The organism is Mycolicibacterium agri (assembly GCF_002553505.1).
Classification (GTDB): Bacteria; Actinomycetota; Actinomycetes; order Mycobacteriales; family Mycobacteriaceae; genus Mycobacterium; species Mycobacterium agri.
Genome location: NZ_PDCP01000015.1, coordinates 82,845 through 97,970, shown reverse-complemented (window position 1 = coordinate 97,970; position 15,126 = coordinate 82,845). Strand labels below are relative to the sequence as shown.

Here is a 15,126-nt window from a genome sequence, read left to right as displayed (position 1 = left end):
CGTGCCCGGAGTCGTAGCAGGTAGACGAAAGGTTTTCGATGGGCTTCCCAGAGCAGCAGCAGTCCCCACCCGGCGTGCAGAGTCAGATGGATCCGGTTCCCGACTGCGGAGAAACGAGCTACCACGGGTCGGGTCGCCTGGCCGGCAAACGGGCCGTGATCACCGGCGGCGACAGCGGCATCGGGCGTGCGGTCGCGATCGCCTACGCCCGTGAGGGCGCCGACGTGTTGATCGCCTATCTCAACGAGCACGACGACGCCAAGGACGTCGCGCGTTACGTCGAAGACGCCGGACGCAAATGCGTCCTGGTGCCCGGCGATCTGTCCGACCCTGCGCATTGCCGCTCGGTGGTGGACAAGGCGGTCGAGGAGTTCGGCGGCATCGACGTGCTGGTCATCAACGCCGCCTATCAGATGACGCATCAGACACTCGAGGAAATCAGCGACGAGGAATGGGATTACACGTTCCGCCTCAACGTCGGGCATTACTTTTATCTGGTGAAGGCGTCGCTGCCGCACATGGGTCCCGGTGCGTCGGTCATCGGGAGTTCGTCGGTGAACTCCGATATGCCGAGTCCGACGCTGGCGCCTTATGCGGCGACCAAGGCCGCGATCGCCAACTTCTCCGCAAGCCTAGCGCAGTTGTTGGGCGAGAAGGGGATCCGCGCCAACAGCGTTGCGCCCGGCCCGATTTGGACGCCGCTGATCCCGGCGACGATGCCGCCGGAGAAGGTCAAGCAGTTCGGCGAGAACACCCCGCTGGGCCGTGCAGGCCAACCTGTCGAGCTCGCACCGGTGTACGTGATGCTCGCCTCCGACGAGGCCAGCTACGTGACCGGCGCGAGGATCGCGGTGACCGGCGGGCGGCCGATCCTGTAACCGCTTGGCTCGATTGTGAATTCACCGACGCTCTAGCGGTGTAAAGCGTCGGAAACCGCACAATCGGCGGGAGCTCAGCCGAAGTGCACACCTTGGGCCAGCGGCAATTCGGAAGAGTAGTTCACCGTGTTGGTCGCCCTGCGCATGTACGCCTTCCAAGCGTCCGATCCGGATTCGCGACCGCCGCCGGTCTGCTTCTCGCCGCCGAACGCGCCGCCGATCTCCGCGCCCGACGTGCCGATGTTGACGTTGGCGATGCCGCAGTCGGAACCGTCGGCCGCCATGAACCGTTCGGCCTCCCGCATGTCGAGCGTGAATATCGACGAGGAAAGCCCTTGCGGGACCGCGTTGTTCAAAGCGATCGCCTCATCGAACTCGTCGTAGGTGACGACATAGAGGATCGGCGCGAACGTCTCCTCGTGCATCAGCTCGGTCTGCGAGGGCATCCGCACCACCGCAGGCGCGACATAGAAGGAGCCTTCCCCGAAGTCGTGGCGTTCACCGCCGAACACCTCGCCGCCCTCGGCGCGGGCGCGTTCCAGGGCGCCGACCATGTCGCGGTAGGACCTCTCGTGGATGAGCGGGCCGACGAGCGTGCCCTCGACCGACGGGTCGCCGATCGGCAGCTGCCGGTACGCGGACACGATCCGCTCGACCAGTCCGTCGGCGATCGAGCGGTGCACGATCAGCCGCCGCAGCGTCGTGCAGCGCTGGCCCGCCGTACCCGCTGCCGAGAACGCGATGGCGCGCACCGCGAGTTCCAGGTCGGCCGACGGCGTGACGATGGCGGCGTTGTTGCCGCCGAGTTCCAGCAGCACGCGGCCGAAGCGCTGGGCCACTCGCGGGCCGACCTGCTGGCCCATTCGCACCGAGCCCGTCGCGCTGAGCAGCGCCACCCGCGGGTCGTCGACCAGCCGTTCACCGACTTCGCGCCCGCCGAGGATCAGCCGGCTGACCGTGCGCGGCGCCCCGACATCGTCGGCGGCCCGCTCGGCCAGCGCCTGGCACGCCAACGCGGTGAGCGGCGTCAACTCCGACGGCTTCCACACCAGGGTGTCGCCGCAGACCAACGCGATCGCGGCGTTCCACGACCACACCGCGACGGGGAAGTTGAACGCGGTGATGACGCCGACGACGCCCAGCGGGTGCCACGTCTCCATCAACCGGTGCCCTGGCCGCTCGGAGGCGATCGTCTTGCCGTACAGCTGCCGCGACAGGCCGACGGCGAACTGGCAGATGTCGATCATCTCCTGCACCTCACCGAGCGCTTCGGAGGTGATCTTGCCCGCCTCGAGGGTGACCAGGGTGGCCAGCTCGGCCTTGTGCTCGACGAGCAGTTCGCCGAGCCGGCCCACCAGCGCGCCGCGCACTGGTGCGGGCGTCGTGCGCCACGTGGTAAACGCTTGTGCCGCTTCGGCAATCGCCGCGTCGGCCTGCTCCGGCGTGGTTTCCGGGATGGTGAACAGCACGTCTCCGGTGATCGGGGTGCTGGCGTGTACACCGTGGGCGCCGGGCTCGCCGAGTTCGACGCGACACCCGAGCGCCTGCAGTGCCGCGCGGGCGCGTCCGCGGAGGTCCTCGGCCGTCGGAAGCTGTGATGTCTGAACGCTGGTCATGATGATGCTTTCTGGTAGAGCTCACTCGGATACAGTTCGGCCATGGGTGAACCCGTCGAACACCCCCAGCCCCAGGTGCCGCTCGACGACATCGATCGCACGCTGGCGCGCGAACTCGTCGCGGATGGGCGGGCCACACTGGCGCATCTGGCGGCCAGGACGGGTTTGTCGGTGTCTGCAGTGCAGTCGCGGGTGCGACGGCTGGAGTCGCGCGGGGTCGTGACCGGATACCGGGCGCACATCAACCCGGAAGCGGTCGGACAGATGCTGTCGGCGTTCGTGGCCATAACCCCTCTCGATCCGTCTCAACCCGATGATGCTCCCGCCCGCCTGGAACACATAGAGGCGATCGAGTCCTGCCACTCGGTGGCGGGCGACGAAAGCTATGTGCTGCTGGTCCGGGTCAGCTCGGCGCGGGCGCTCGAAGACTTGCTCCAGCGCATCCGCACCGCGGCCAACGTGAGGACCCGGAGCACGATCATCCTACAGACTTTTTACGAGGGCAGGCAGTACATACCGTAACTATTCCGGCCAAAGTGCCTTCAGGCGGGAAAGCTTGCCGATGGGGCGGTCACCCGTCCTTCCGCAAGCAGACGCGCAGGTCCGCCTCCACCTGGGGTTTTGCCGGGCATCGGTGTTCCCCTACCTGTGGTGTGGCCCAGCTCGCGCAGAGATCGGCCGGGACAGGAATATCTGCGGCTTAGACGTCAAAGCACCGTAAAAAATCCGTTATGATGGCTATATGACCGCTGTCTTGACACCCGCTGCCGATATCCACGCTGACGGCATCCACCCGGAGGATGTGCGTGAGGTACTGGCGCGCAGCATCCTCGCCGACGGCCTCGACCTCGTCCTCGATCTGGAGCGGTCGAAGGGGTCGGTGTTGGTCGACGCCCGCACCGGCGAGCGCTACCTCGATATGTTCACGTTCTTCGCCTCGTCGGCGCTGGGCATGAACCACCCCGCCTTGGCGCAGGACGAGGAGTTTCTCGCCGAACTGGCCGCGGCGGCGGTGAACAAGCCGAGCAATTCCGATGTCTACAGCGTTCCGATGGCGCGGTTCGTCGACACGTTCGTCCGTGTCCTCGGCGACCCGGCGCTGCCGCACCTGTTCTTCGTCGACGGCGGCGCGTTGGCCGTCGAAAACGCCCTCAAGGTCGCGTTCGACTGGAAGAGCCGGTTCAACGAGGCACGCGGTATCGATCCGGCGCTCGGCGCCAAGGTGCTGCACCTGCGCGGCGCCTTCCACGGCCGCAGCGGCTACACGATGTCGCTGACCAACACCGACCCGAACAAGGTCGCGCGTTTCCCCAAGTTCGACTGGCCGCGCATCGACGCGCCTTACATCCGTCCAGGCGCCGACATGGACGCGCTTGAAGCCGAGTCGCTGCGCCAAGCCCGTGCGGCGTTCGAAGCGCACCCGCATGACATCGCTTGCTTCATCGCCGAGCCGATCCAGGGCGAGGGCGGTGACCGGCACTTCCGGCCGCAGTTCTTCGCGGCGATGCGCGAGCTGTGCGACGAGTTCGACGCGCTGCTCATCTTCGACGAGGTGCAGACCGGCTGCGGCATCACCGGATCCCCTTGGGCCTACCAGCAATTGGACGTCGCTCCCGACGTGGTCGCGTTCGGCAAGAAGACCCAGGTGTGCGGTGTGATGGCCGGCCGTCGGGTCGACGAAGTGGCCGACAACGTGTTCGCGGTCAGCTCGCGGATCAACTCCACGTGGGGCGGCAACCTGGTGGACATGGTCCGCTCGCGGCGCATCCTCGAGGTCATCGAGGTCGACGGGCTGATGGAGAACGCCGCCGACACCGGCCGCTATCTGCACACGCGGCTGCTGGAGTTGGCCGCCGAGTTCCCCGATCTGGTGCGCGACGTGCGCGGCCGCGGCCTGATGCGCGCGTTCAGCCTGCCGACCGGCGCCCAGCGTGACGAGTTGATCCGCAAGCTGTGGGACCGCCATGTCGTGATGCTGGCCAGCGGGCCCGACAGCGTCCGCTTCCGCCCTGCGCTGACGGTCTCCTGCGACGAGATCGACCAGGCCGTCGAGGCCGTGCGGGACGCGCTGCGCTAAGGCGTCGTCGGTGACGACGGCGTAGTCAGCCGTCGGATGATCGACCGAAGCCGAGGAAGATCGGCGCCGCTGACCAGTTCGCAGCCGTGCAGCTCGGCGAGTTTGACTGCGGCGGGCGTGAATTCGTGGTTCGTGACCACCATCGTCTTCGTGCAGCCGTGCATCGGCGCCCCCGCGACGACCTCCTGCACGGCGCTCGCGCCGACCGGCCGGGACTGCCGTTTGCATTGCACCGCAAGGCGTTCGGGGCGATGGCCGACCACGAGGTCGACGCCCCAGTCGCCGGTCACCGACGTCATGATCACGGGCACCCGACAGGATCGCGCGATCCGCGCGACGTGATCCTCGAACTCCGTGCCCGACATCACCGACGCCGCCGGCGACTCCCCGGGGCTCGGCGTGAAAGCCCCCTTGACGGCCGCCAGCAGAAACCTCGGCGCCGCGGCCAGAACGGCGGGCGCGACGACCCCGGCCACCGCGCTCCACACCAGGGGCGCACCGAGCAGGTGTGCGGTCAGCGCCGAGGCCGCACCGACGACCAGATACAGCCTGACCCTGGCGCGCCTCACGAGGCGAATCGTAGTTAAGGCCCCGGACACATCGGCGGCACCAGCGCCGTCGCTACCGGCGATTTCCCAGGTTTACCGCGCACTCACCCGGGGCAATTAGTACGCGTGTACCGCACTCCCGATGATCTGCGCCATCACGACGTCGGCGTGCGCGACTGCATGCGCGACGCGGCCCGGTTCAGTATCGGAGTGGCGATCGCGGCGGTCCTGTTCCTGGTGGCCGCCGACATCTGGGTGGGCACCTGTGGCGGGTCGACCTTCGACGCCGTCGCGTGCGGTGCACCGCAACGAACTCTGCTCGCCCTCGGCGCACCGACCCTCTTGTTCCTCGGTGGCGTGCGCGCGTTCGTCCGCACGTTCCAGCTCCGGCGTCAGCGCGGAGTCTGGTGGCCGTGGCAGGGGGCGGGTTGGTTCCTGATGGCAGCGATGTCGTTGGTGCTCGTCAAGGCCGCACCCGCCATCGCTGTGCTCTAGCTGAAAGGCGTGATATGCCGACAGATTCGCAGCGGCCGCTCAACGCAATCGCGTTGGTGTGCAGCCTGAAACGCAGTCCCGCCGAGTCGAGCAGCGCGGTGATGGCCGAACACGTCTGCGAGCAGCTGCGCAAGCACGACGTCAAAACCGACATCTTGCGCTGCGTCGACTATTCGATTCTGCCCGGCGTCGAGGCCGACATGGGCGACGGCGACGAATGGCCCAAGATCAGGCAGCGCGTCTTGGACGCCGACATTCTGGTGCTCTCGACGCCGATATGGCTGGGTCATCCGTCCAGCATCGCGCAACGCGTCATGGAGCGGCTCGACGCCGAGTTGTCCAATACTGACGACGAGGGCAGGCCGATCATGTTCGGCAAGGTTGCCGTCGTCGCGGTGGTGGGCAACGAGGACGGCGCGCACAAGGTGTTCGCCGACTGTGCGCAGGGGCTCAACGACATCGGTTTCTCGTTCGCCGCGCAAGCCAACACCTACTGGACCGGCGAAGCGATGCACAGCACCGACTATGCCGACCTCGCCGAGGTGCCCGAGCAGGTCTCGAATACCACCGCCACTGCGGCCCGTAATGCCGCCCACCTGGCCGGCCTGCTGCGCGGCGGTCAGTTCCCCGGCCAGCAGTGATGTCCATTCCCTAGCACCCGCTTGCGGACGGTTCTACCGTTGAGTCATCCCCGTAACGGGCAGAGGGTATGGCGGAAGGAGAAGCCATGAAAAGCCCTAAGGATCCCGTCGACCATGCCAGGACGACGCGCCCGCATGCCGGCGAATCAATGACCGACACCAGGACCATTCCCGCATTGATCGTGATCGGGCTGGCGCTGGTGTTGTTCGTGGGCTCGCTTGCCGCTTTCGGCACGCACCACCACAGCACCGGCCTTTCGCTCGTTTCGGTCGCCGTGGCCGGTTTCGTGATCGGATTGGTGTGGTTGGCCATCGAGCACCGACGGGTGCGCGACATCGAAGAGCGTTGGTATGCAGAACATCCCAACGCGCCTCGGCAACGGCCGACCAGCTGACACGAAAAGTCCCGGCCGGGGTTTCACCGGCCGGGACCCTATCGCTTAGTCCTGTTTACTGATTAGCCTGCTGCCGCTTCTCGGCGGCGTCTGCGCCGCTGCGGGCGGCCTCGGCCTCGGCTTCCTTCTTGGCGGCGTCCTGCTGGGCGTCGGCCTTGTCCTGCTGCGCCTTACCCTCTTCGACCATGTCATTGCGGCCCGCTACGGTGCCGACCGCTTCTTTGGCCTTACCCTTGACGTCCTCGACGGTGCCCTTGACGGCCTCCTGCGGGCCGCTGTTCTTCTCAGTCATGCTTCACCTCTGTGTTATTGGATGGCCGTGAAAATGCCCCGCTGTAGGGACACGACATGGGTTCCCGAGCGGCCGGACCGCTAAACGCGTCCTCAGTCGCTGCCCGGCAAAACCGCTGAGAAGCGGGTATATCCGGGCCGTAGGATGATTTTCTCGTCATCGACACGTGCGACGTCGTCCCAGGAGGCCAGGAAAGTGCCGCGGTGCCGCCAGCGCAGCAGGCGTGCCAAGAGCAACGGTGCGGTGGCCGTACTCCGCTCATAGCCGAGGAAAGACGACTCGGTGCGCGGACTGATCACCAAACCGAAAATCCGCGGCACCGGCGGATCGTTCTGAAGATCGCCGGCGATCACCAGCCGCACGTCGATGACGGTTCCCACCGCATGTGAGCCGGCGTCAATCACCCGCAGTCCCAAGAACCTACTCAGCTGCATGCTTTGCTCCCGGGATGCGGCGGATGATGTGATCACGCAACCACTGCTCCACCCAATTCGTGTCGATGACCTCATCGGTTCGTTTCAACTTCACCACCACACCCACCGATGCGACCAACTGCCAGCGGATTTCGTGCAGCCGGGACCGTGGAGGGCAACCACCGAGGATGCGGGTCGCCACCACCTTGCCGGACAGCAACGCGGTCACCCGTGGCGCAGGTGCATCGGCGTCGATATTGCGGCCTGGGTGCACTCCGTCGAGTTCCAGGTCGTCAACGATGCCCACCGGGTCGCCGCGGTGATCGAGCAGCTGCCGGTCGAGCAGGTGTAGTCGTGCGTCGACGAGGTGACCCCGATAGCGCTTGATTGGCAATTCGGCACCACTCATTGGCCCGCTCCGGTGACGATCATCAGCGGGATCGCCGACAGCGACGCGGCCAGGATGATGACCAGGTACACCGACGCGAACATGTTGGTCACCTTTCCGTTGGTCTCGTCGCCCATGTACTGGGCGTCGTTGGCCACGATGAGGATCGGCAGATAGGTCAGAGGAAGCGCGATCGCCGAGAACACCACCGAGTATTCGGTGACCATGACCGGATCGACACCGGTGAAAAGCACTGCGGCACCGGCGATGAGGGAAACAAACATCACCACGTGGAACCGGGCCGCCTCTGTCGGGCGGCGGAACTTGCCCCACGTCCAGCCAAGGAACTGCGCCAGGATGTAGCCGCCGGACAGGGTGGTTTCCAGGGCCGCACCGAAGGTTGCCGCGACGATTCCCACGATGGCGAATGCCAACGCCAGCTTGCCGCCCGCGGTTATCACCGGCATTACCGTCTGCGACAGCGATGTCACTTCTATTTGGTTGGGCAGCAACACGATCGTCGCACATGAGGCGATGGCGATGGATAAAATACCGCCCAGCGGGAAGCCGATTATCACGTTCAGCCGTGAGGTCCCGAGATCCCGTATGCTCCATCCTTCCTCGACAGCGCCCGATGAGAAGAAGAAGACTTCGTAGGGCGTCATCGCGGCGCCGAACAGTGCGATCGCGAAGTACCAGTAGGTCGCCGCCGACTCCTGTTGGGGTATCACCGGTGCGGCCGCCTGATGGAGCAGATCGCCCCAATTCGGGTGCAGTGCAAACACGCTGACGGCGAAAATGATCAAACACAGGCCGAGCAGGCCTGCGGCGTTCTCCATGATGGAGAACTTCACTCGCCAGACCACCACCCACACTGCGAACGCGGCAACGGGAATCCACATCATCGGACTGACGTCGGTCGCCAGTTCGAGGGCCAGTGCCACGCCGCCGATTTCGGCTGTCAGCGTCATCAGATTGATGAAGAAAGAGGCGACGAGGTTCGAGGCGGCCGCGCGCGGTCCGAGCCGCTCGCGGATGATCTCAAAGGTGGCGCGGCCGCTGACCGCCGCCACGCGTCCCGCCATGTTGGCGTAGAGGCAGATGCCCAGCACCCCGACGGGCACCACCCACGCCAGGGCCAGGCCGAACCTCGATCCGACGACGGCGTTGGTGACCAGGTCGCCGATGTCGAGGAAACCTCCGATGGCAGTGAGAATGCCGAGCGCGACCGAAAAGAGCTTACGCATCAGCGGTAGCGACTTTCCAGGCCATCCGCGGCCGCCAGCAAGTCATCGCGTGCCTGCTCCGCACTCGGCTGCGTGATGATCGTCCGGATGAGGCCTCTTGCCGCATTGAGCTGACCGATGATCGCGGTCATCGCGTCTGTCAACAGGCGTTGCCGCTGCAAGTCGGCTACGTCATCGGCTTCCAGGTCGGCGATGCCTTTGTAGGCCCGCAGCACATCGTCACGGGCGTCGGACAGTTGCACGCTTGTCAGCTGCATTGTGGAGCGCTGCTGCGTCCACAGGTCGAGCGCCAGCGCACCGCTTCGGGCCGCCGCCGTCGTCTCCTCCATGGCCTGGGCGAGCTGACCCGACATGCCGTCGCGGTTGGCCGGGCAGCGGGTGAGCAACAAGCCGATGCAGATAAGTGACAGCACCAGAACCAGTGCTGTTCGGGCGCGCATATCAGCCCGGAAGCGTCTTGCCCCCAACCGGGGCGAGCCGCTCCCCGTCGTAGGGCGACAGGTTGCGCCTAGAGGGCTCAGTCATTGCTTCTCTCGTCGGGATCGTCGACGACTTCTTCGAGCTGCTCCTGCCAGTCAGCGTCGGGCGCCTCGAGCGGCACATTGGCCGGTGGCGTAACAGCGGCTTCCTCGTCGGGCACAGGTTCGGCGGTGTCCTGCTGCTGCTCGACGGCGTCGGCGACGGGTACTTCGTCGAACGGGGCATCGGTTGGCATGGCCGCCGAGTACCCGTTGCCAGCGAATCGCAACCTGTGCCCACGCATCCGCAATACGAAGCACTTCAAGGTCACATTGCGAACACTCGTCCGCACCACGTTTACCCTCAGCCACCTGCGGGCAAGGCGACTGAGGTGGCTGTCCACATACAGGCGGCGCAGTGAAGATCGCCATGGTCTCCGAGCAGGCGAGCGGCGCGGATACGGATGGTATCCACGTCGCGGAGCTGTCGGCGGCACTGGCGCGCCACGGCCACGAGGTGACGGTGTACACCCGCCGCGACGACCCGGATCTACCGGAGCAGATGGCGACGCCACGCGGATACACCGTGGTGTATGTGCCCGCCGGGCCGCCCGAGCACCTACCCGAGGACGAACGGCTCGCGCACATGGGTCCGTTTGCCCGATACCTGGATACCCGGTGGGAATCCGACCGGCCGGATGTAGCGCACGCCCACTACTGGACGTCGGGCATCGCTACTCAGTTGGCGGCTCGTCACCTCGGCCTGCCCGCGGTGCAGACCTTCCATGAGCTCGGTGTGGTCAAGAAACGTCACCGCGGCGGCATCGATGCCAGTCCGCAGCATCGACTGCGGCTGGAGGCCGCGGTTGCGCGCGGAGCGGCGTGGGTCGCGGCCACCTGCACCGAAGAACAACTCGAGTTGATGCGCCTTGGCCGTTCCCGCGCGCGGATCTCGGTGGTGCCATGCGGCGTCGACGAGAAGCGATTCACGCCGGATGGACCTATGACGGCAAAGAAAGCCAAGCACCGCATCGTCGCCGTGGGAAAACCCCTGCCGCACAAGGGATTCGATGACCTCATTCGGGCGATGCCGCACATTCCGAGCGCCGAGCTCGTCATCGTCGGCGGCATTGATGCGTCGGAACTAGACGCCGACCCCGAGGCCCGCCGCCTGCGGGCGCTAGCCGCCGAACTCGGCGTCGCGCGGCGGGTGCGCCTGCCCGGCCCGGTGGCCCAACAGGACATGCCCGCGCTCCTGCGGTCGGCCGACATCGTCGCCTGCACACCCTGGTATGAGGCGTCCGGCGTAGTCGCGCTCGAAGGCATGGCGTGCGGTGTGCCCGTGGTGGCCTCGGCCGTCGGCGGCATGCTGGACACCGTCGTGCACGACGTGACCGGCAAGCTGATTCCACCGCGCAGTCCGCGCGACATCGCCGATGCGATCAAGCCGTTGCTCCGTGACGCGTTCTTGCGGCAGAGCCTGGGCCTTGCCGGACGCGACAGGGTATGCGCGCGATATACCTGGGACCGCGTCGCCTCCGACACCGCCCGCATCTACGAGAAGCTCTGTCCCGACAAGCCACTAGCCCCGTCGCGAGACGGAATCCGCGCAGAGAAAGTGCGAGTGAGCGCCTGCGCGGATTCCGTTTCGCGGCAGAAGAACTAGCGCACCTTGCGGATCAGTCGCGCGGTGCCGCTCTCCAATACGGCCTGCCGCTCGACAACACGCTTGACGCGGTTGGCGCGGCGGACCGCGGCGGCGATGGTCATGCCTTTCTGGTAGCCCTCGACCACCCGCGGGTCGACGTAGGAGCCGCGCGCGAAGGCCGCAGTGTTGCCGAGTTCCTCGGCCACCTCCTTCATGACGGCCGCGACCACGCGCTTGATCACTGTCTTGTTCACCGGAGGGTCGGCGTCGACGAACGACGCGGCCGCCAGCACCGTGCCGTGCCACGTCCTCAGGTCCTTGACGGTGTACTCGTCGCCTACGAGTTCCTTGAACCGGGCGTTGAGATCGTCGGCGCGCAGGTCGACCCAGCCCGTCGCGTTCCGGCACACCAGCAGTCGCTCGGTGCGCTCGGGGCGACGCAGCAGTGAGCGGACCGAACGCACCACGTCGGCGTCCTCGATGAGCAGGGTGCGCCGCACACCGCTCTTGGCCGGGAAGTCGAACTCGACGGCCTGCTTCTGCACCGTCACGTGCTCGCACAGCAGCGTCGCGATCCCGAACGACTCGTTCTCCTCGGCGTACTGCTCGCCGCCCGCCCGGAAGTAGCCGAGATCGAGCAGCTGCAGCGCGACGGCCAGCACGCGGTCGCGGTCCAGCTTGCGGCGCCGCATATCGGCGGCGATATGGGCGCGCATCTCAGGCAGCGCCTTGGACATCTCCAGCACGCGGTCGAACTTCTCCTCGCTGCGTTCCTCCTGCCACTTCTGGTGGTAGAGGTACTGGCGCCTGCCTGCCGCGTCGGTGCCGAGGGCCTGGATGTGGCCGTTCGGATACGGGCAGATCCACACGTTCTTCCACGCCGGCGGGATGACCAGATCCGTGATACGCGCCAGGGTGGCGTCATCGGTGATCGCCTTGCCATCTTGATCGTGGTAGGAGAAGCCGCGGCCGCGCCGGACCCGCCGGAGGCCGGGCCCGCTCACTTCGCTTCGGCGAAGACGCATGCACACCTGCCGTTACAGATTCGCCCGAGGTGGGTATCAGACAGCGATGTCATCGATGTCACTGCATCAAGGGCGCAAGGATGAGAAACGCCACCGCGTACACCGCCGCCACAGCCACAATCAGTGCGGCGAGTACGACGCCCGCGGTGACCACGATGCGCCGCACGGTGTGCGGTCGCTGGAGGTCGTTCATTGTGGTGTGATACCCGGCCGGTGGGGGCCCCACACGCGGGCCGCTCGCAGGAGTGCCGATGGTTAGCTGGCACACCACTTGGAGTAGTGTCGGGTCGACATTGCCGGGAGGTCACATGGCCGACGTCGAGAATAACGAGAACGGACACCAGCGCGGTGACCGTTCCATTGAGATACGGGTCTCCGCCCACTTGGAGAACCTGGCGGTGGTGCGCACCGTCGTCGCCGCGATCGGCACGTTCGAAGATCTCGACTTCGACGCCGTCTCCGACCTGCGGCTGGCTGTCGACGAGGCATGCACGCGGCTGATCCGTTCGGCCATGCCGGACTCGGTTCTGGTGCTGGTCGTGGATCCACGCGAAACGGAAGTCGTGGTGGAGGCGTCGACGACCTGCAAGAGTCACGACATCCTGACGCCCGGCAGCTTCAGCTGGCATGTGCTGAGTTCGCTGACCGATGAGGTGAAGACGTTCCAGGACGGCCAAGCCGCCGAAGAGGGCCACATATTCGGGATCTCAATGACGACGAGGAGAGCGAGTTCGCTGCGGTGACTCGGCAGTCATCCCAGGCTTCGTCGTCACGGCCGACCTCCGAATACGCGGATGTCGCTGGCATGTTCCGCGAGTTACAGGGGTTGCCCGAAGGCTCACCGAAGTTCAGCAGGCAGCGCGACCGCATCGTCGAACGCTGCCTGCCCTTGGCAGACCACATCGCCCGCCGGTTCGACGGCCGCGGTGAGCCGCGCGACGACCTTGTGCAGGTGGCCCGCGTGGGTCTGGTCAACGCGGTGATCCGATTCGACGTCGACGCCGGCTCGGACTTCGTGTCGTTCGCGGTGCCCACGATCATGGGCGAAGTCCGCAGACACTTCCGCGACAACAGCTGGTCGGTCAAGGTGCCGCGGCGCCTCAAGGAACTGCACCTGCGGCTCGGGGCGGCCACCGCCGAGCTTTCTCAGCGGCTGGGCCGCGCGCCGACGGCGTCGGAACTGGCCGCCGAACTCGGCATGGACCGCGACGAGGTCGTCGAGGGGCTCATCGCCGGCAGCTCGTACAACACGCTCTCCATCGACAGCGGCGGCAGCGGCAGCGGCAACGAGGACGCGCCTGCGATCGCCGACACCTTGGGTGACGTCGACACCAGCCTGGACCAGATCGAGAACCGGGAAGCCCTGCGGCCGTTGTTAGAGTCGCTGCCTGAGCGGGAGCGCACCGTGCTGCTGCTGCGGTTCTTCGAGTCGCTGACCCAGACGCAGATCGCCGAACGCGTCGGCATCTCACAGATGCACGTGTCGCGGCTACTCGCCAAGTCCCTCGCTCGGCTCCGTGACCAACTTCAGTAGCCGACGCTGATCAGCCGCAAGCAGTCTCAGCGCCGCGGACATCGTGTTGGCGACGGGCAGCGTGGAATCCGGATCGCAGATCTGCATCAGACGGCGAACCGCGTTGCTGGGCACCAAAACCCACTGCACCCCCGCGCTCGCGCATCGAACGTTGAGCGTGTGTAGAGCGGAAAAGCCCGCGGTGGCAAAGAAATCGACGCCGGTCAGGTCGAGGGTCAAGCGCTTGGTCCGCTCCACGTCTTGCAGTGCATAGTCGACGAATTCGGCCGCGTTCGACGCGTCTAAGTCGCCGATTGCGGTGATCACGGCCAGCGAGGGTTGCGGCCACCGTGTCGAAAACGCTGCGGTGTGGTTCTGCCTGCGGTCAACAGGGCGAGGGGTCCTAAATGCAGTGGACATGTCTGTGACTCCATCAGTCGAAATCTTTCGGACTGTGGTCACGTCAAAAGTTCAGGCCCTGGGTCCTCAAAGCCCATCGGTGCAGGGAGTTCTTCGTCCTACACGTCGATGACGTAGCCCGTGGCTGTGAACTCAACCTGACTTGACCCTACGCCCACCGGCGTCCGTTCCTCAATCGGTTTCGACAATTCTTAGAAAGCCCGGTCAGCCCGGCGTATTCATCAGAAACATGAAAAATCCTGAATGCGAACCAAACACAGCCGAATTGCGCAATCGGTAACAATGGTCGACATGTCGATCGGCGGAGTCGTGCTCGCTGCGGGCGCGGGCATTCGCTATGGAATGCCGAAGGTTCTCGCCGACGAGGGGCGGTGGCTTTCATCGGCGGTGGGCGCGCTACACGGCGGCGGGTGCGACGACGTCGTGGTGGTGCTCGGCGCCGCGCTCGTCGATGTGCCACCACCTGCCCGCGCGGTGGTGGCTAGTGACTGGGCCGACGGAATGAGCGCCTCGGTGCGCGCGGGCATCACGGCGCTGCAGCCGGGCCCGGCGCAGTACGCCGTTCTGCACACTGTCGACACCCCCGACATCGACGCGGCCGTCGTCTCGCGGGTGCTCGACGCGGCCCGCGCGTCGGCGTCGGGTTTGGCGCGCGCCCGCTTCGGCGACCGGCCGGGCCATCCCGTCGTCATCGCGCGCAAGTACTGGTCGCGGTTGCTCGACACGCTGCACGGCGACGAAGGAGCACGGTCCTTCCTGGCCGCCCGCACCGACGTCGTCAGCGTGGACTGCGCGGACCTGGCGACCGGACGCGATATCGACGAACGTTAGGTGTCGCCGAACGCGGCGTCGGCGAATCTGCGCACGGCATCCGCCGCGGTCTGGGCGGCCTCGGCGTGCCCGGGCTGCGCCTGCATGCCGATCAAACCGGTCGCGGGGTCGAGCGTCACCGCGGCGACCACCTCACCCGTGATGGGCTCGCAGACGTCCCATCGATAGCCGGTGTCGGCCTGCACTCCGCGCAGGTACCAGGCGCCGGCGTTGATCTCCACCGGTTCCACGATTGCCCATC

22 protein-coding genes are annotated in these 15,126 nt (G+C 66.2%); 10 read left to right on the top strand and 12 right to left on the bottom strand.

Annotated elements, in window-relative coordinates:
• The first annotated feature begins 38 nt into the window (after positions 1 to 38).
• A complete protein-coding gene (locus tag CQY20_RS10865) occupies positions 39 to 878 on the top strand; it encodes an SDR family oxidoreductase (protein WP_097940085.1) in 840 nt (279 codons plus the stop codon).
• Positions 879 to 952: 74 nt separating this feature from the next.
• Here CQY20_RS10865 and amaB read toward each other — a convergent pair whose 3' ends face one another.
• Positions 953 to 2,494 carry an L-piperidine-6-carboxylate dehydrogenase gene (gene amaB, locus CQY20_RS10860; protein WP_097940084.1) on the bottom strand — a complete coding sequence of 514 codons (1,542 nt, stop codon included), beginning with the start codon at positions 2,492 to 2,494 and terminating at the stop codon, positions 953 to 955.
• A gap of 42 nt (positions 2,495 to 2,536) precedes the next feature.
• Between amaB and CQY20_RS10855 the strand changes: the two genes are divergently transcribed.
• Together CQY20_RS10855 and lat are read left to right on the top strand one after the other, a co-directional pair.
• Positions 2,537 to 3,016 carry an Lrp/AsnC family transcriptional regulator gene (locus tag CQY20_RS10855; RefSeq protein WP_097940083.1) on the top strand — a complete coding sequence of 160 codons (480 nt, stop codon included), beginning with the start codon at positions 2,537 to 2,539 and terminating at the stop codon, positions 3,014 to 3,016.
• Positions 3,017 to 3,236: 220 nt separating this feature from the next.
• Positions 3,237 to 4,571 carry an L-lysine 6-transaminase gene (gene lat / locus CQY20_RS10850; protein WP_097940082.1) on the top strand — a complete coding sequence of 445 codons (1,335 nt, stop codon included), beginning with the start codon at positions 3,237 to 3,239 and terminating at the stop codon, positions 4,569 to 4,571.
• On the opposite strand, the gene CQY20_RS10845 is transcribed toward lat, so the two are convergent.
• A complete protein-coding gene (locus CQY20_RS10845) occupies positions 4,568 to 5,140 on the bottom strand; it encodes a restriction endonuclease (protein WP_097940081.1) in 573 nt (190 codons plus the stop codon). The genes lat and CQY20_RS10845 overlap by 4 nt on opposite strands.
• Before the next feature lie 105 nt (positions 5,141 to 5,245).
• On the opposite strand from CQY20_RS10845, the gene CQY20_RS10840 reads away from it, so the two are divergent.
• The 3 genes from CQY20_RS10840 to usfY all read left to right on the top strand — a co-directional run bounded on the left by CQY20_RS10840 (position 5,246) and on the right by usfY (position 6,650).
• Positions 5,246 to 5,614, top strand: coding sequence for a hypothetical protein (locus CQY20_RS10840; protein ID WP_097940080.1), 369 nt, complete (start codon positions 5,246 to 5,248; stop codon positions 5,612 to 5,614).
• Between the two features lie 14 nt (positions 5,615 to 5,628).
• The gene (locus CQY20_RS10835; protein WP_097940079.1) at positions 5,629 to 6,255 is read left to right on the top strand and encodes a flavodoxin family protein; all 627 of its coding nucleotides are present in this window, start codon (positions 5,629 to 5,631) and stop codon (positions 6,253 to 6,255) included.
• Positions 6,256 to 6,341: 86 nt separating this feature from the next.
• The gene (gene usfY, locus CQY20_RS10830; protein WP_097940111.1) at positions 6,342 to 6,650 is read left to right on the top strand and encodes a protein UsfY; all 309 of its coding nucleotides are present in this window, start codon (positions 6,342 to 6,344) and stop codon (positions 6,648 to 6,650) included.
• 55 nt (positions 6,651 to 6,705) lie between these two features.
• On the opposite strand, the gene mbp1 is transcribed toward usfY, so the two are convergent.
• From mbp1 to CQY20_RS10800, 6 genes are all read right to left on the bottom strand, one after another.
• Positions 6,706 to 6,942, bottom strand: a complete 237-nt coding sequence (gene mbp1, locus CQY20_RS10825) for a microaggregate-binding protein 1 (protein ID WP_097940078.1) — start codon at positions 6,940 to 6,942, stop codon at positions 6,706 to 6,708.
• Positions 6,943 to 7,034: 92 nt separating this feature from the next.
• Positions 7,035 to 7,358, bottom strand: a complete 324-nt coding sequence (locus CQY20_RS10820; RefSeq protein WP_234816189.1) for a hypothetical protein — start codon at positions 7,356 to 7,358, stop codon at positions 7,035 to 7,037.
• Between the two features lie 4 nt (positions 7,359 to 7,362).
• Positions 7,363 to 7,764: a hypothetical protein gene (locus CQY20_RS10815; RefSeq protein WP_097940076.1), complete on the bottom strand. Its 402-nt coding sequence runs from the start codon at positions 7,762 to 7,764 to the stop codon at positions 7,363 to 7,365.
• A complete protein-coding gene (locus tag CQY20_RS10810) occupies positions 7,761 to 8,990 on the bottom strand; it encodes an NRAMP family divalent metal transporter (RefSeq protein WP_097940075.1) in 1,230 nt (409 codons plus the stop codon). The genes CQY20_RS10815 and CQY20_RS10810 overlap by 4 nt, the downstream gene beginning before the upstream one ends.
• Positions 8,990 to 9,430 carry a hypothetical protein gene (locus CQY20_RS10805; RefSeq protein WP_097940074.1) on the bottom strand — a complete coding sequence of 147 codons (441 nt, stop codon included), beginning with the start codon at positions 9,428 to 9,430 and terminating at the stop codon, positions 8,990 to 8,992. The genes CQY20_RS10810 and CQY20_RS10805 overlap by 1 nt, the downstream gene beginning before the upstream one ends.
• A gap of 77 nt (positions 9,431 to 9,507) precedes the next feature.
• On the bottom strand, positions 9,508 to 9,705 hold the full coding sequence (locus tag CQY20_RS10800) for a hypothetical protein (protein ID WP_097940073.1): 198 nt from the start codon (positions 9,703 to 9,705) through the stop codon (positions 9,508 to 9,510).
• A 161-nt stretch (positions 9,706 to 9,866) separates the two neighbouring features.
• Between CQY20_RS10800 and CQY20_RS10795 the strand changes: the two genes are divergently transcribed.
• Entirely contained in the window at positions 9,867 to 11,114 is a 1,248-nt protein-coding gene (locus tag CQY20_RS10795; RefSeq protein ID WP_097940072.1) for a glycosyltransferase, read from the top strand.
• Here the strand turns inward: CQY20_RS10795 and CQY20_RS10790 are convergent.
• Entirely contained in the window at positions 11,111 to 12,121 is a 1,011-nt protein-coding gene (locus CQY20_RS10790) for a DNA topoisomerase IB (RefSeq protein ID WP_097940110.1), read from the bottom strand. The two genes, CQY20_RS10795 and CQY20_RS10790, sit on opposite strands and share 4 nt — an antisense overlap.
• A 58-nt stretch (positions 12,122 to 12,179) precedes the next feature.
• On the bottom strand, positions 12,180 to 12,314 hold the full coding sequence (locus CQY20_RS35920; RefSeq protein ID WP_097940071.1) for a hypothetical protein: 135 nt from the start codon (positions 12,312 to 12,314) through the stop codon (positions 12,180 to 12,182).
• A 115-nt stretch (positions 12,315 to 12,429) separates the two neighbouring features.
• Here CQY20_RS35920 and CQY20_RS10780 point away from each other — a divergent pair, with 115 nt between their 5' ends.
• Together CQY20_RS10780 and CQY20_RS10775 are read left to right on the top strand one after the other, a co-directional pair.
• The gene (locus tag CQY20_RS10780) at positions 12,430 to 12,864 is read left to right on the top strand and encodes an ATP-binding protein (RefSeq protein WP_097940070.1); all 435 of its coding nucleotides are present in this window, start codon (positions 12,430 to 12,432) and stop codon (positions 12,862 to 12,864) included.
• Positions 12,861 to 13,655, top strand: coding sequence for an RNA polymerase sigma factor SigF (locus CQY20_RS10775; RefSeq protein WP_097940069.1), 795 nt, complete (start codon positions 12,861 to 12,863; stop codon positions 13,653 to 13,655). The genes CQY20_RS10780 and CQY20_RS10775 overlap by 4 nt, the downstream gene beginning before the upstream one ends.
• Here CQY20_RS10775 and CQY20_RS10770 read toward each other — a convergent pair.
• Positions 13,611 to 13,961 carry an STAS domain-containing protein gene (locus CQY20_RS10770; protein WP_308494439.1) on the bottom strand — a complete coding sequence of 117 codons (351 nt, stop codon included), beginning with the start codon at positions 13,959 to 13,961 and terminating at the stop codon, positions 13,611 to 13,613. The genes CQY20_RS10775 and CQY20_RS10770 overlap by 45 nt on opposite strands.
• A 384-nt stretch (positions 13,962 to 14,345) precedes the next feature.
• On the opposite strand from CQY20_RS10770, the gene CQY20_RS10765 reads away from it, so the two are divergent.
• Positions 14,346 to 14,885 (top strand): nucleotidyltransferase family protein, encoded by a 540-nt coding sequence (locus CQY20_RS10765; protein ID WP_097940109.1) that lies wholly within the window; start codon positions 14,346 to 14,348, stop codon positions 14,883 to 14,885.
• Here the strand turns inward: CQY20_RS10765 and CQY20_RS10760 are convergent.
• Positions 14,882 to 15,115: a hypothetical protein gene (locus tag CQY20_RS10760; RefSeq protein ID WP_097940067.1), complete on the bottom strand. Its 234-nt coding sequence runs from the start codon at positions 15,113 to 15,115 to the stop codon at positions 14,882 to 14,884. The genes CQY20_RS10765 and CQY20_RS10760 overlap by 4 nt on opposite strands.
• Positions 15,116 to 15,126 lie beyond the last annotated feature (11 nt).